The following is a 13,079-nucleotide window of genomic DNA, read 5'->3' as shown; positions in this document are numbered from 1 at the left end:
GCTTTACTCCTCTTCACATGTCAATGACCAAAAGTCCGAGCAAACAACTTTATCTGCGCCCGCATGTAGCCAGTTGTTAATTTCGGTGGCTGGTGTGCCTGGTGGGGCCATAGCTGCTATTTCAAAGCGGCCATTAGCGTATTTTTTAACTAACGCGATCTGTTTCTCGTCAGGTAATGGTAAGCCAGAGGCAGCCACACCATTTGATAGAATGAGCAGTTTTGTGCCTGCACGGGCAATATCGTTGGCAAGCTTTTCAACCCGTTCTGCGGGAATTGCAGCTAATGAAGTCAGTAGCCATACTTCTTCGGTCAAGGAAGCGAGTGCGTCAAACTCTTCGGCTGAAGCTGGTGTTTCATCTAACCAGGGACCAACTGCGTGCATGATACAGGCAGGACCGTTTTGTATCTTTGCAAGCTCCTCAACGGCTACCTTTTTGGCAGACCAGCCCCACTGTCCTATGGGGTAGCCAACAATGCCGCTGACAGACAAAGAAAAGTCGGCTCTCTTAACCTCATCCATTGCAAGCTGAACCATGTTCTCGTTCAGCAATAGCTGTTTTAAGCCCAGTTTTTCGGCTCGATGAACATCGCGTACAATGGCAGCTGTATTGGGTTCTAAGTGTAAGCTGGCAGCGATGATTTTATTAGGTGAAATCATGAGACCGCTCCCTTTTCGTCAGTGATAAGGCCCAGGCGTTGTGCGTAGGCTTCAATGATCTCGAAGACCGAAGCAGAATGGACTATGCCAATACCGCGCGACAGAAAATGTTCGACTTGTGCCAGATTGCGTACATTCCCTGAGGGGTGAATATCTATACGGCTGTTAAAATGGCGGTGCACCAAGTCAACGTCTTCTGCTGATGTGCCCCAGCCATAGCCGGTATTCATTTTCACGCGGTTTGCTCCGCCTGCCAAAATTGCCTCGCATGCAGCAACAATTTGGCGGTCATCAAGTAGTGTCGCTTGAATAACCATAGCTATTGGCAGTCGCCCTTCGCAGATATCCATGACTTTGCGGGTTTCAGCTGTGACCGCATCCCAATTGCCATCAATCAGATTTGAATAGTCAAGACAGTAACAGCTATCATCGATTTCTAGTTTTAAAAGCTGTTCAAGTTGAACAAGCTTTTGTTTAACCAGCGCATTACCAGCAGGGTAGCCAATCGGAACATGTATTTTTGCATAGCCACCCAATGTGTCTCGAACGGCTTCTACCATGCATGCTTCACAATCGAAGGCTTCAATATTCAGCCCTGATTTGCGCAGTCTACGTGCTTCAACAAGGACATCTTCCAGTCTTTTTTCTTCACCAAGAACACCAAAATGGAAAATGCTGGCAAAGGCTTGAACGCGCGGGTCAGTTACATAGCTTCCAATCATTATGCTAACTCCCTATCAAATTTAAAGGCTGCACTTGGGATAGAGGCACGCACCTCAACGCGTTCGCCATTAGGGCCTTTGTACTCTTGCGATTTGGCTCCGGGATCGTTCGTTTCGATAATGATTTTTGACCACGCCGGGTGGGTAGAAAACGCGTGTGATTTGGCACGTGTTTCCGGTGTTGATGCAATCTCCAGCAAATAATTCCCGCAACGGACAAAACGAATTTCAATTGCGCCGTCAGGTGTTTGGATTTCCGTTTCATGAGCGGTTTCAAAGCCGAATTGTGCATAGAATTGCGCGGCTTCTTCAACGTCACGGCAGCGCACACCAAAGTGGTCGTGTCCACCAAGGTTTACAAATTGCAAAGAACAGGGGTCTTCTTTGGGTGCAAGGTTTTCACATAATTCAAAGCGGGCATCTTCTGGCCCGAGAATGAATGCAATGCGTACACCTTGGCTCCAGAATGTTGGCAAGTCTACAGCACCATCTGGCGTGTTCATTGGGTCAAGCTTTGCCCATTTTGCCCGAAATGCCATCACAGCAGCATCAACATTGTTGGTTTTCAGAGAAAGGTGGTCAAATGTACTATTTCCCTGAGATATTGCTTGATCGGTTTTCGACAGTTCAATGACCTGGTTAAGGCGGCGCATTCGGAGGGTACGAGTATCCTCAGGTATGTTGCGTACATCTTCGTAACCAGATTCAGATTTGAAGCCAAATCGGTCTGTTAATGTCCAGGCAGCTTTCGAAAGGTCTGTCACCTGAAGCTGCGCGACAAGTCGAAAGCTTTCGTTTATGGTATTAGAAAGGCTCATTGTTCGCTTAAACCCTGATTGTTTGTCCGTTTTTCGCTACGAATTCGTCGTTGAGGTCAATGCCAAGACCAGGTGCATCTGTTGCAACGAGCAGGCCGTTTTCTGGCTGCTGGTCTTGTATGCAAATATTCCTGTTAGCGCGGGTATTGGCGTTGGTGTGGTGTTCGTAGATTTCAAAATTCGGGATGGCCGTTGAAACGTGAATTGCTGCAGCTGCAGATATTGGTGAACCGCAAACATGCCCTTGCACACCAACTTCATAAGTATGCGCCATGTCGCAGATTTTTTTGCCCTCAGTAATACCGCCGGCAAGACAGAAGTCTGGCTGGATCATGTCAAAACAAGCGGTTTCCAGGTATGTTTTGTACTGCCAGCGTGTGAACACCCTTTCGCCACCGGCCATTGGTGTCGTTGGCATACGTTTTTTCAAAGTTTCTGCAGGGCCGGAGGAGTTATAGTTGACAGCCTCTTCAACCATGAACAGATCGAACTGCGCACATGCTTCGGCCAGCTTTTGGCCACCGGTCAAAGATGTTAGCGAGTGTAGCTCAAGAATAATGTCCGTATCAGGACCAACAGCTTCACGAATAGCTGCAACACGTGTAACTGCACGGTTGACGATTTTCTTATCGAGAGCGCCTTTGAGCTTGTTTGGGTTTTCAATCGTGCCTTGTTCATCGATCATGATTGGATCGACTTTCACCGCTGTGTAACCATCATTGATGGCTGCAATAGCAGCATTGGCGTATTCCTCAGGATCTTTAAGGTTGTACCATGTTACGCCTTCTTTATCCCAACCAAACTGTAATTGGCTGGCATAGCAACGAAGCTCATCTTGTACGCGGCCACCAAGCATTTGCCAGATTGGCTGGTTAAGTGCCTTACCAGCGATATCCCAAAGGGCTATATCAATAGCGCTCATACAAGCGTTTACAACAGGTCCACAAGAGCCCCCCCAGAAAGAAAATCGTTGCATTTTATTCCAGATGACTTCGCGATCAAATGGATTTGCCCCGATGATAAATGTTTCGACAAAGTCTTTTAGCATTCCGACAGCGCCATTATGGCCAACGCCATATGCCAAGCCAGCTTCCCCAAGACCTACCAATCCTTCGTCGGTGACCAATTTTAAGAGAACGGGATGCCAAGAGCCCTGAGTTTCGGCAAACTCCTGTGAAAATTGTAAGTCGAGGATGGATATTTCAGCGGATACGATCTTCATTTTCTTACCTTTTTTAATTGGATGCGATTAACTGAAACCGAAGTAGCTTGGTATTGCGGTTGTTAGGAAAGGGATCATTCCGATCAGCAACAACAAAACAAACTTGATTGCGATGAATGGGAAAAGCTCGCGAACCAAATCGCTAAAGCGCAGTTGCACAACACCACATATTGCAAACAAGACATTGCCGATTGGTGGCGTAGCCAGACCAACAACAACATTAATGATCAGCATGATACCAAGTTGTGTCGGGCTTACACCAACACCGTAAGCAACGGGCGCTACCACTGGTGCAAACAGGATCAGTGCAATTGATGAGTCCATGAACATGCCGAGAATAAGGAAAACAGCATTGATCATGAGAATTGTCAGTAAGGGCGAGCTTTCCACATGGGAAAACAGCATGCTTACTTGGCCTGCAAGGTCTTCAAGTGCGAAAATCCATGTCATGGTCAACGCGGCACCGATCATGAACAACAAGCGCGCGGCATCATAGGAGGAAGAGACCAGTATTCGGTATATCTCTTTCAAAGAAAGTGCACGGTAAACGAATAAACTGATTCCCAGTGCGTAAAGCACAGATACCGCAGCAGCTTCTGTTGGTGTCATGATGCCGCCAACAATACCGCCAATTAGCAAAAACGGCATGAACAGAGCGAGTGAAGCGTCTTTTGTACCCGTAACGATTTCAGGCAGGGTTCTTTTTACTTCAGATTTGGGAAAGCCACGTTTTTTTGCCTGAATGCCAATAACAATCATATCAGCAACTGCCATTAGGACACCGGGTATTAATGCTGCAAGGAACATTGCCCCGACCGAGACGTTCATGATGGCACAATAAAGGATAATCAACCCGCTTGGAGGGATGATGGTGCCTACAAGTGATGAAGAGGCTGTTACTGCAGCAGCAAAAGCACGCGGATAACCGGCTTGCTCCATTGCTTTGATTTCAACTTTACCCAATGCAGCAATGTCACCAACTGCCACACCAGTTAAGCCCGAAAACAGCAAACTAGCTAAAACGTTGACATAGGCAAAGCCGCCACGCACACGCCCGACAATTAGATTGGCGAAGTGCATTAATCGCTTAGCCATACCTGATCTGTTCATCAGCTCTCCAGCTAATAAAAAGAATGGAATTGCCGTGAGCACGATAACATCGATACCCTCGAACAACTTTTGTGGTATCAAGTTAATAAAAGTCGGTATCGGTCCCATAAGGAAGTAGCCAGCCGAAATAGAAACCATAGCAAAGCCGATTGGTACCCCCACAAGGACCATGCCACAGAACAGTACTAGAACAATTTCAAGAGACATATTTTAATTTCCTTCATCAGGCTCAGCGTTGAATGAACCGTCCATGAAGTGGGCCTGTTCTGGTAAGTGCATACGTTTCATACCCATTATCAGGCGCAGATCATTACAAACGAGAACGAGACTAAAAACAGAAAGCAAGGTAGCCCCTACAGGTACTGCTAGTGTCGGAATCATCATTGAAATTTGGCTACCTGGCGCAAAAATGTTTGCCAATGAAAAGGCAAACTTGAAGCCGGTCCAGGCAATGAGTGCGGCAACAGCTGCAGACAACAACCTAATGATATTCTGTAATAGAATGTATAGACGCGGGCTGATCTTTGATCGAAGCAAGTACAAGCCAATATGGTCTTCAAACAAACCAATGACCGCGGCGCCAAGCATGACCATCCATACCATAGCGTAGCGAGTGATTTCTTCAGTCCAACTAGGTGAAAACGAGAAGGCATAGCGAGTAACAACGACACTATTCACGATGATTACCATTGCGATCATTAAAGTGAATAGGATTAGAGACACGGCCCCGCAAACTCCCCGCAGGATAGTGTTCATATTGGTCTCCCATTTTTTGTTTTTGTTATTATCAAAGTATCAATTTATTGAGAGTTTGCAATCATTTTTTTGATTGACTCTGCGAAAAATCATGTTTATGAACGAATAAATGTTAGTAAAACTTAATTTTGGGAGTTAGTTGTGATCAAAGAACCCTCCGCACATTTGGTTGACCCAATAAACGGGAAATTGGGGAATTGCGGGCGAACCTATCAAAAAAAACTGCGTGACCTGACACAGCTCTACGCCGATAGCGAAGCCTTCGAGCAGGCTGTGCAAGAGCAAGGCGATCGTATTGTATATCAAGTGCAAGACCAGCACCCGGAGCAACAGCGCGGTGATCTCATCTTTGGTGTGACCTACATGCAGCCCGGGCGTATTGGCGATGAGTACTTTTTAACCCGCGGCCATATTCATGCAATCGCCAACCGCCCTGAAATCTACTATGGCGAAAGCGGCGAGGGCGTCATGCTGATGGAATCGCCGGAGGGCGAGACCCGCGTTATCGAAATCAAGCCACGGGTACTTTGCTATGTGCCACCGTTTTGGATTCACCGCTCCGTAAATACCGGCGCAACACCCTTTGTGATGAGCTTTACCTACCCTTCCGATTCCGGGCAGGACTATGGGGTTATTGCCCAGACCTTTGGCATGCGCTCCAGAATTGTTGCCGATGGCACAGGCTGGAAAGAGGTCCCCAACGCTTCTTATCAGCCACGTGGGGCTGAGCAGATAAAAGCAATTTACGCAACCAAGGGCTAAATGTGATGAATGTATTTGACCGACTTGCCAGTATTGGCGTGATACCTGTTGTTGCCATCGATACAGCGGACAAGGCCCTCGATCTTGCCGATGCTTTGGCTGAGGGCGGCTTACCGGTTGCCGAGATCACCTATCGCACACAGGCAGCGCAAGAGGCTATTGCGCAAATCGCCAGCAAACGTGCGGATTTCCTGGTGGGGGCTGGCACCGTTATCAGTGAAGAACAGGTTCAAAGTGCCGCCAAGGCGGGGGCCGAGTTTGCGTTGGCGCCTGGCACGGATGCAACGTTGATTGAGGCCGCCAAGCGCGCCAACTTGCCTTATGCGCCCGGGGTTGCCACGCCTTCAGATTTGCAGATCGCTTTGCGCCATGGTTGCAGGTTTTTGAAATTCTTTCCTTCAGAGCAGCTGGGTGGGCCTGCGATGCTGAAGAGCATTTCGGCACCATTTGCGCATTTGGATGTGGGCTTTAACCCTACCGGTGGGGTGAACCCGGATAACATGGCTCAGTGGCTGAGCATGCCCAACGTACGCGGTATTGGCGGCACCTGGATTGCAACGCGCCAGGATATTGCTGAAGGCAATTGGGCGAGAATTACGCAAAATGCACGTGATGCTGTTGCGTGCCTGCGTGCGTTACGGGAGGAAAAAAATGTATAGTCCGGCACAACAGCCAACACTTTACTTTATCGGCGTGACCACGGCGCAAAGCTCGATCATGAAGGTATTCCCGGCTTGGGCCGAATATCTCGGGCTTGACAATGCGCTTATTCGCGGGATGGACTTTGCCCTTCATGATGACCCGCAGCGCTATCGCGAAGCGGTTGCTTTTATTCGTGATGATCCCCATTCCATGGGGGCACTGGTAACCACCCACAAGCTGGACTTGTTCGAAGCATGTAAGGATATGTTCGATGAAATCGATCCCCATGCGACCTTGATGAGTGAGGTATCGTGTATCTCCAAGCGCGATGGCAAGCTGATTGCCCATGCCAAAGACCCCATTTCCTCGGGGTTGGCAATAGATGGCTTTTTAGCGCCAAACCACTTTGCCAATACTGCGGGCCATTTACTTTCCATGGGGGCTGGTGGCTCAACAATTGCCATTACCTGGCATGCGATTAAAGCCATGGCTGCAAACAACCGCCCGGCGCAAATCATTGTCTCGAACCGCTCGCAAAAGCGGTTGGATCATATCAAGGCAATCCATGAGGAAATGGGGATCGATATTCCCGTGTCCTATTGTCTGGCACCGACCCCTGGCGATAACGACCGGATTGCCGCCGCCCTACCTTCAGGTTCGCTCATTATCAATGCCACCGGCCTGGGTAAGGATGCACCCGGATCGCCCTTCACCGATGCTGTGCAATTGCCTGAAGCGGCGGTTGTATGGGAGTTGAATTACCGCGGCGATCTTGTGTTCCTTGATCAGGCCAACGGGCAAAAAGAGGCGAAAGGGTTGCAGGTTGAAAACGGCTGGAGTTACTTCTTGCACGGTTGGACACAAGTGATTGCCGAGGTGTTTGATGTGGCAATTCCCACATCCGGGCCGCAGTTTGACGAACTCTCCAATATTGCGAAAAAAGCAAGTGGGCGTGCATCATGAAACGTATTCTTGTGACACCGCGCTCAATGACACAGAGCGTACCGCCCGCCCTTCGCAAGCTCGAAGACGAGGGCTTTGAACTGGTGATACCAACACCTGGCAAAATCCCTTCGGAGGCGGAGTTGATTGCGGCGGTGCCTGACTGCTGGGGGTGGATTGCCGGTGTGGAGCCGGTATCGCCAAAAGTTATCCATGCCGCGAAATCCTTGCAAGTGATCTCGCGTAACGGGGTTGGTGTTGATAACCTGCCCATCAAGCTTTTGGAAGAAAACAACATTCGGGTCGAACGCGCTGTTGGTTCCAATGCAAATGGTGTGGCCGAGTTGACACTGGCATTAATGCTGGCTGCATTGCGCCATATTCCGGCAAGCGATCGGGGAATACGCGATGGGGCCTGGCCGCGCATTCGTGGCTGCGAAATCGCCGGATCTACAGTTGCGGTGTTGGGGCTGGGGGCTATTGGCAAGCTGGTGGCGCAAAAGCTCTTGAAACTCAACGCAAGGGTGATTGGTTATGATCCTTATAGCGATGGTGAAGAACTCAAGCAGTTCGGTACATTTGAGCAGTACGATCAGATCGAGCCGATTTTGCGTGAATGTGATGCGCTGAGCTTACATATGCCACTGCCTGAAAATGCCCAACCGGTTCTCGATGCCAAGGTTTTGCAGCAACTCAAACCGGGTGCGGTAATCGTGAACACCGCGCGTGCCGGCCTTGTCGACCAAAATGAACTGCTGAAGGCAATGAACCAGGCACGGGTGGCTGCATATGCCACCGATGTGTTCGACACCGAGCCGCCGCAGCCCAGTGAATTGCTGGCCCATGAAAGGTGTATCCTCACATCGCATATCGGCGGATTTACAGCGCAAAGCGTGGAACGAGTGACGCAGGTGAGCGTCGATAACCTACTCAAGGACTGTAAGGTGTAAATCGTGAAAATTCCTCAGAAAATAAACAAAAACCAAGCATATTGGTGCGGACAAGCAGGGTTCTGGATCGACTTTTCTGGGACACGATTGCTCATTGATCCTTACTTGAGTGATAGCTTGGCTGTGAAATATGCAGGTACCAAGTTTCCGCACCAGCGTATGATGCCCATACCAGTTAAGCCACAAGACTTACCATGTCCTGATGTTGTGCTCATAACACATGCACATACAGACCATATGGATGGCGAGACCTTATCTCATATCGCAGAGCAACATCATGATGTTGCGTTTGTGGTACCGGCAGCTGAAGCACAAAAAGCACGCGAACGTATAGGACGCGACGCCAAAATTTATTTTGCTAGTGCAGGAGATGTTTTGACGTTTGGCAAGCTTGAGGTTTCGGTTTTGCCTTCCTATCATGAAGTACGTAAGCAAAACGACAAGGGGCAGGATTATTATCTCGGATATGCAATTTCCGATGGTAATACTTGTCTGTATCATTCTGGTGATAGTGTTGCTGACCCAGAGCTATACAATGAGCTCTCACGGGTAAAGCCTGATATTGCGTTTTTGCCAGTGAATGGCAGGGACAAAGAAAGAGCTGATAACGGTGTGCCGGGAAACATGAGTGCATCAGAAGCTGTAAAATTGTGCCTTCATTGTGAGATATCGCATTTAATTGCGCATCATTTCGGAATGTTTGAATTTAATAGTGCAACGGAGGAAGATTTTGCATTACTCAAGCAGGAATACGCGTCTTTGACAATAGATTTGCCTTCCCCTCTCGTGCCGATTGCATTAGATTGCATCGAAATAGTTTAAGTGTGACCAATGAACGAAAATAGCGAAAACATACTTGATATTATCGAACAAAAGCTGCCAAGCTTAAAGCGTTCGCAAGAAAAAGTTGCGCATTTTGTGCTTTCAAATCCAGAGGAAGTTACGAATCTACGACTCTCTGACATCGCCGCGAAAGCAGAAGTAAGCGAACCTTCGGTTATCAGGTTTTGTGTATCTGTAGGTTATAGTGGTTTTCAAGAGTTAAAAATCGAGATTGCAAAATCACTTGCTTACGCAAGCACTGCCTCGCATAGTGCTATTTCTGCAGATGACGGTCCTGATGAAGTTATCGCTAAAATTTTTGACTTTAACATGCACAGCTTAAACCGGGTTCGATCAAAGCTGTCAGAAGAGCAAATTCTAAGCGCCGTCGACATTATAACGACAGCGCAACAAATACAGTTTTTTGGCCTAGGTGCTTCGGGTATTTCGGCGATTGATGCCCAACAAAAGTTTCCGCTATTTGGCAAACCATGTGGGGCTGTAACAGATAGCCACCAAATGATAGTTACGGCGGCGATGTTGCGCCCTGGCGATGTGGTAATTGCAATATCGAATACGGGTGCAACCCGTGAAATTTTGCAGGCCTGCCGTGTTGCGCAAATGCAAGGCGCGAAAGTCATCGGGCTTTCAGGTAGTTTAGACAAGCCTTTAGCGCAGCGCTGCGATTGCCCTATTGTAATTGAAACACTTGAAAATACTGATCTGTACACACCAACCATTAGCCGAATAGCGGCAATGATTGTAATAGATATCATTTCAACACTTGTGAGTATGCGACTAACAGACGAGCATCAGGACAAGATTATTGAAATGAAGCGTACCCTGTCGGATGTCAGGGCAACAGGCTTTCCTTAAGTTGTAAACCTTAGTGCGGTGAGTACTTTAATATACCGTATTCGTGCAGTGCTTAATGTGCAGCTCAAGAAGCTGAACGGCTTTTGTTATTTTGTTTTGGCACAATAAATCAAGTAGTAAGGCATGTTCTTGGCGGGCCATGTCAATTTGAACTATATTTTCTCCTAGATGAGCACAAATGGCACAGTTTTTTGCGGCAATCATAGCGTAGCTTTCGGAGAGGTAAATGTTTCCAGAGTAATCGAAAAAGGCTTGATGAAACTCCATGTCAAGCGAGAGAAACTCGTTCATGGAACCACTTTCGTGGGCGGCTGGCATTTTTTCAATTATTTGCGCTAGCTTTTGTTGCAGGGCTTGTAAATTTCGCTCTGCCGATAACTTTAGTGCAGCTTGTTCCAAAACAATCCTGTGCTCAGAAAAGCGCTGCAGACGCACATTATCGAGCGAAAACACGTAGGTTCCCTTTTGCGGTATAACCTCTACCAACCCCTCTACTTTCATTTGCCCAATGGCATTGCGAATGGGCGTTTTGCTAACGCACAGGCGATCAGCTAAGTCGTTTTCTGAAAGAATGTCACCTAGTTTCAGCTCGCCGGTAATAATTGCTTTTCTAAGTTTACTTGTAGCGATTTCTGCAAGTGACGGCGGCCGCTTTATTATTTCCATTGTTTTCTCTTTTTTGTCTTCTCAACTCTTAATAACAAACACATTGCTTGGGAGATGATTGGTTGCCGTTTTGCGGTGCCATTTGATAATTTTAGAGTGATTTCAGTGTACTGAACATTTTTCAAAACACTTTTCAACTGCATATTCATTAATCATCATAAATGAGAGTCTTTAATTTACCTATAGGTACTTACGCTATCTTACATCTGAAATGTTAGATGATACATTCATACATACCAAGTGAGGTTGGTCGATTCTTTCTCTAGGTAAGACCAATCTATTGGTGAGAATACAGAAGCACTCATTGCTAATAAAAACGAACAAGAAAAGTAATTGAGAGAATGTCTTTTCAATATATAAATAATAATGGAGAAATTCATGCCAAAACTAAGAGCTATTGAAGCAGCTGTGCAAATTCTTAAAAAAGAAGGCGTTAGTGTTGCTTTTGGTGTACCTGGCGCAGCCATCAATCCATTTTACGCAGCTATGGAAAAACTTGGTGGTATTGAGCATATTATTTGCCGTCATGTGGAAGGTGCCAGCCACATGGCCGAGGGGTATACACGTGCCAAACAAGGCAATATTGGCCTTTGCGTAGGTACATCTGGTCCTGCTGGCACTGATATGCTTACAGGTTTATATGCCGCAGCTGCTGATTCTATTCCAATTCTTTGCCTAACTGGTCAGGCCCCTGTTGCTAAGTTGGATAAGGAAGACTTCCAGGCTGTAGATATTGAATCGATTGCTAAACCGGTAGCCAAACTTGCAAAAACTATTCGTGATGGCGCTCAAATGCCGGGTTACTTCCAGCGGGCATTTTATGAAATGCGTTCCAATCGCCCCGGACCTGTTTTGCTCGATTTGCCGCTTGATGTGCAAATGCAAGAAATTGAATTCGATATCGATCTCTATGAACCGCTAGAACCTTCCAAACCCAAGGCAACACGGGCACAAGCTGCTAAAGCGCTGGAAATGCTAAATGAGGCAGACAAGCCTATAATTGTTACTGGTGGCGGGGTTATTTCAGCCGGTGCTGCGGATTTACTGGTAGAGTTTGCCGAGATTACAGGTGTGCCAGTTATACCAACACTTCGCGGTTGGGGCGCGATTCCAGATGCGCATGAGCTTATGATTGGCCAAATGGGTATGCAGACCAACACCCGTTACGGTAATGCGAATTTCCTTGAAAGTGATTTCATATTTGGTATCGGCAACCGCTTTGCCAACCGCCATACGGGCAAGCTGGAAACATACCAGAAAGGTCGCAAGTTCATTCATGTAGATGTAGAGCCGACCCAAATTGGCCGCATTTTCTCACCTGACCTTGGCATTGCATCAGATGCGAAAGCAGCTCTTGAGCTATTTGTACAAATCGCCAAGGAAATGAAAGAGAGCGGACAGCTTAAGGATCGAAGTGCCTGGGTTGGTGAATGCAATATGCGCAAGCGCACCATGAAACGTCGTAATGATTATGATCAAACGCCTATTAAGCAACAACGTGTTTTCAAGGAGATGAATGGAGTCTTTGACGGCGAAACTCGTTATGTTGCCACAATCGGCAATACACAAATTCAAGCGGCGCAAATGCTACATGTTCAAAAGCCGCGTCATTGGATTAATGCCGCTCAAGCTGGACCACTGGGCTGGACAATGCCGGCTGCCATAGGTGCTGCCAAAGCTGAACCGGAAAAAGAAGTCGTTGCCGTTTCAGGGGACTATGATTTCCAATTCTTACTCGAAGAGCTGGCAGTGGCGGCACAGTTCAACATCCCCTATATCCACGTGCTGATTAACAATGCCTATCTCGGGCTCATTCGAATGTCGCAAAAGGCTTTCAATATCGACTATTGCCTCGATTTAGGCTTTGAAAACATCAACAGTCCGACGGGTGGTTACGGCGTTGATTTTAAATCAGTCATCGAGGGCTTGGGCTGTAAAGCAATTCGAGTTTTTGATCCCAATGAAATCAAAGGTGCTCTCGAGAAAGCACGGAAATTACGCGATGAGTTCCGCGTTCCGGTTGTTGTTGAGTTTGTTGTCGAACGGAAAACAGAAGTTGCTATGGGCCCAGATATTAACGCCATCAATGAATGGGGCGGCGAACTGGATCTGGAAATACAAGAATAATAGA

The 13,079-nt window shown here is 47.4% G+C and carries 14 protein-coding genes; 7 read left to right on the top strand and 7 right to left on the bottom strand.

All coding sequences use genetic code 11. The features are described 5' to 3' along the window. Positions 1-3: 3 nt before the first annotated feature. The 6 genes from AYK67_RS14035 to AYK67_RS14010 are packed head-to-tail and all read right to left on the bottom strand — an operon-like array spanning position 4 to position 5,255. Entirely contained in the window at positions 4-660 is a 657-nt protein-coding gene (locus tag AYK67_RS14035; protein WP_068088104.1) for a hypothetical protein, read from the bottom strand. After that, positions 657-1,382: a hypothetical protein gene (locus tag AYK67_RS14030; RefSeq protein WP_068088103.1), complete on the bottom strand. Its 726-nt coding sequence runs from the start codon at positions 1,380-1,382 to the stop codon at positions 657-659. Before AYK67_RS14030 ends, AYK67_RS14035 begins: the two co-directional genes overlap by 4 nt. Next, on the bottom strand, positions 1,382-2,200 hold the full coding sequence (locus AYK67_RS14025; protein ID WP_068088102.1) for a VOC family protein: 819 nt from the start codon (positions 2,198-2,200) through the stop codon (positions 1,382-1,384). The genes AYK67_RS14030 and AYK67_RS14025 overlap by 1 nt, the downstream gene beginning before the upstream one ends. Positions 2,201-2,207: 7 nt before the next feature. Continuing rightward, positions 2,208-3,422: a mandelate racemase/muconate lactonizing enzyme family protein gene (locus tag AYK67_RS14020; RefSeq protein ID WP_068088100.1), complete on the bottom strand. Its 1,215-nt coding sequence runs from the start codon at positions 3,420-3,422 to the stop codon at positions 2,208-2,210. A 27-nt stretch (positions 3,423-3,449) separates the two neighbouring features. Then, the gene (locus AYK67_RS14015; RefSeq protein ID WP_068088098.1) at positions 3,450-4,739 is read right to left on the bottom strand and encodes a TRAP transporter large permease; all 1,290 of its coding nucleotides are present in this window, start codon (positions 4,737-4,739) and stop codon (positions 3,450-3,452) included. 3 nt (positions 4,740-4,742) lie between these two features. Further along, a complete protein-coding gene (locus AYK67_RS14010; RefSeq protein WP_162265114.1) occupies positions 4,743-5,255 on the bottom strand; it encodes a TRAP transporter small permease in 513 nt (170 codons plus the stop codon). Between the two features lie 174 nt (positions 5,256-5,429). On the opposite strand from AYK67_RS14010, the gene AYK67_RS14005 reads away from it, so the two are divergent. The 6 genes from AYK67_RS14005 to AYK67_RS13980 are packed head-to-tail and all read left to right on the top strand — an operon-like array spanning position 5,430 to position 10,282. Further along, on the top strand, positions 5,430-6,050 hold the full coding sequence (locus AYK67_RS14005; RefSeq protein WP_068088091.1) for a glucose-6-phosphate isomerase: 621 nt from the start codon (positions 5,430-5,432) through the stop codon (positions 6,048-6,050). Between the two features lie 5 nt (positions 6,051-6,055). After that, positions 6,056-6,709 carry a bifunctional 4-hydroxy-2-oxoglutarate aldolase/2-dehydro-3-deoxy-phosphogluconate aldolase gene (gene eda, locus AYK67_RS14000; protein WP_156453174.1) on the top strand — a complete coding sequence of 218 codons (654 nt, stop codon included), beginning with the start codon at positions 6,056-6,058 and terminating at the stop codon, positions 6,707-6,709. After that, a complete protein-coding gene (locus AYK67_RS13995; protein ID WP_068088084.1) occupies positions 6,702-7,655 on the top strand; it encodes a shikimate dehydrogenase family protein in 954 nt (317 codons plus the stop codon). The genes eda and AYK67_RS13995 overlap by 8 nt, the downstream gene beginning before the upstream one ends. Further along, positions 7,652-8,584 carry an NAD(P)-dependent oxidoreductase gene (locus tag AYK67_RS13990; protein ID WP_068088081.1) on the top strand — a complete coding sequence of 311 codons (933 nt, stop codon included), beginning with the start codon at positions 7,652-7,654 and terminating at the stop codon, positions 8,582-8,584. Before AYK67_RS13995 ends, AYK67_RS13990 begins: the two co-directional genes overlap by 4 nt. A 3-nt stretch (positions 8,585-8,587) precedes the next feature. Beyond that, a complete protein-coding gene (locus AYK67_RS13985) occupies positions 8,588-9,406 on the top strand; it encodes an MBL fold metallo-hydrolase (RefSeq protein ID WP_068088073.1) in 819 nt (272 codons plus the stop codon). Positions 9,407-9,415: 9 nt separating this feature from the next. Further along, entirely contained in the window at positions 9,416-10,282 is an 867-nt protein-coding gene (locus tag AYK67_RS13980) for a MurR/RpiR family transcriptional regulator (RefSeq protein WP_068088070.1), read from the top strand. Positions 10,283-10,309: 27 nt separating this feature from the next. Here the strand turns inward: AYK67_RS13980 and AYK67_RS13975 are convergent, their stop codons facing one another. Next, positions 10,310-10,948, bottom strand: a complete 639-nt coding sequence (locus tag AYK67_RS13975) for a GntR family transcriptional regulator (RefSeq protein WP_068088069.1) — start codon at positions 10,946-10,948, stop codon at positions 10,310-10,312. A 378-nt stretch (positions 10,949-11,326) separates the two neighbouring features. On the opposite strand from AYK67_RS13975, the gene gcl reads away from it, so the two are divergent. Continuing rightward, positions 11,327-13,075: a glyoxylate carboligase gene (gene gcl, locus AYK67_RS13970; protein ID WP_068088066.1), complete on the top strand. Its 1,749-nt coding sequence runs from the start codon at positions 11,327-11,329 to the stop codon at positions 13,073-13,075. The last annotated feature ends 4 nt before the right edge of the window (positions 13,076-13,079 follow it).

Origin of the sequence: Polycladidibacter stylochi, assembly GCF_001562055.1 — a bacterium.
Taxonomy (GTDB): domain Bacteria; phylum Pseudomonadota; class Alphaproteobacteria; order Rhizobiales; family Stappiaceae; genus Pseudovibrio; species Pseudovibrio stylochi.
The sequence above is the reverse complement of the archived record's forward strand: the minus strand, read 5'-3'. Positions and strand labels throughout refer to the sequence as shown.

Bases quoted from the DNA above. Each gene is read 5' to 3' on its own strand.
- eda (WP_156453174.1), top strand. From the start codon at position 6,056: ATGAATGTATTTGACCGACTTGCCAGTATTGGCGTGATACCTGTTGTT.
- AYK67_RS13990 (WP_068088081.1), top strand. From the start codon at position 7,652: ATGAAACGTATTCTTGTGACACCGCGCTCAATGACACAGAGCGTACCG.
- AYK67_RS14035 (WP_068088104.1), bottom strand. From the start codon at position 660: ATGATTTCACCTAATAAAATCATCGCTGCCAGCTTACACTTAGAACCC.
- AYK67_RS14025 (WP_068088102.1), bottom strand. From the start codon at position 2,200: ATGAGCCTTTCTAATACCATAAACGAAAGCTTTCGACTTGTCGCGCAG.
- AYK67_RS13995 (WP_068088084.1), top strand. From the start codon at position 6,702: ATGTATAGTCCGGCACAACAGCCAACACTTTACTTTATCGGCGTGACC.
- AYK67_RS13980 (WP_068088070.1), top strand. From the start codon at position 9,416: ATGAACGAAAATAGCGAAAACATACTTGATATTATCGAACAAAAGCTG.
- gcl (WP_068088066.1), top strand. From the start codon at position 11,327: ATGCCAAAACTAAGAGCTATTGAAGCAGCTGTGCAAATTCTTAAAAAA.
- AYK67_RS14030 (WP_068088103.1), bottom strand. From the start codon at position 1,382: ATGATTGGAAGCTATGTAACTGACCCGCGCGTTCAAGCCTTTGCCAGC.
- AYK67_RS14020 (WP_068088100.1), bottom strand. From the start codon at position 3,422: ATGAAGATCGTATCCGCTGAAATATCCATCCTCGACTTACAATTTTCA.
- AYK67_RS13975 (WP_068088069.1), bottom strand. From the start codon at position 10,948: ATGGAAATAATAAAGCGGCCGCCGTCACTTGCAGAAATCGCTACAAGT.
- AYK67_RS14015 (WP_068088098.1), bottom strand. From the start codon at position 4,739: ATGTCTCTTGAAATTGTTCTAGTACTGTTCTGTGGCATGGTCCTTGTG.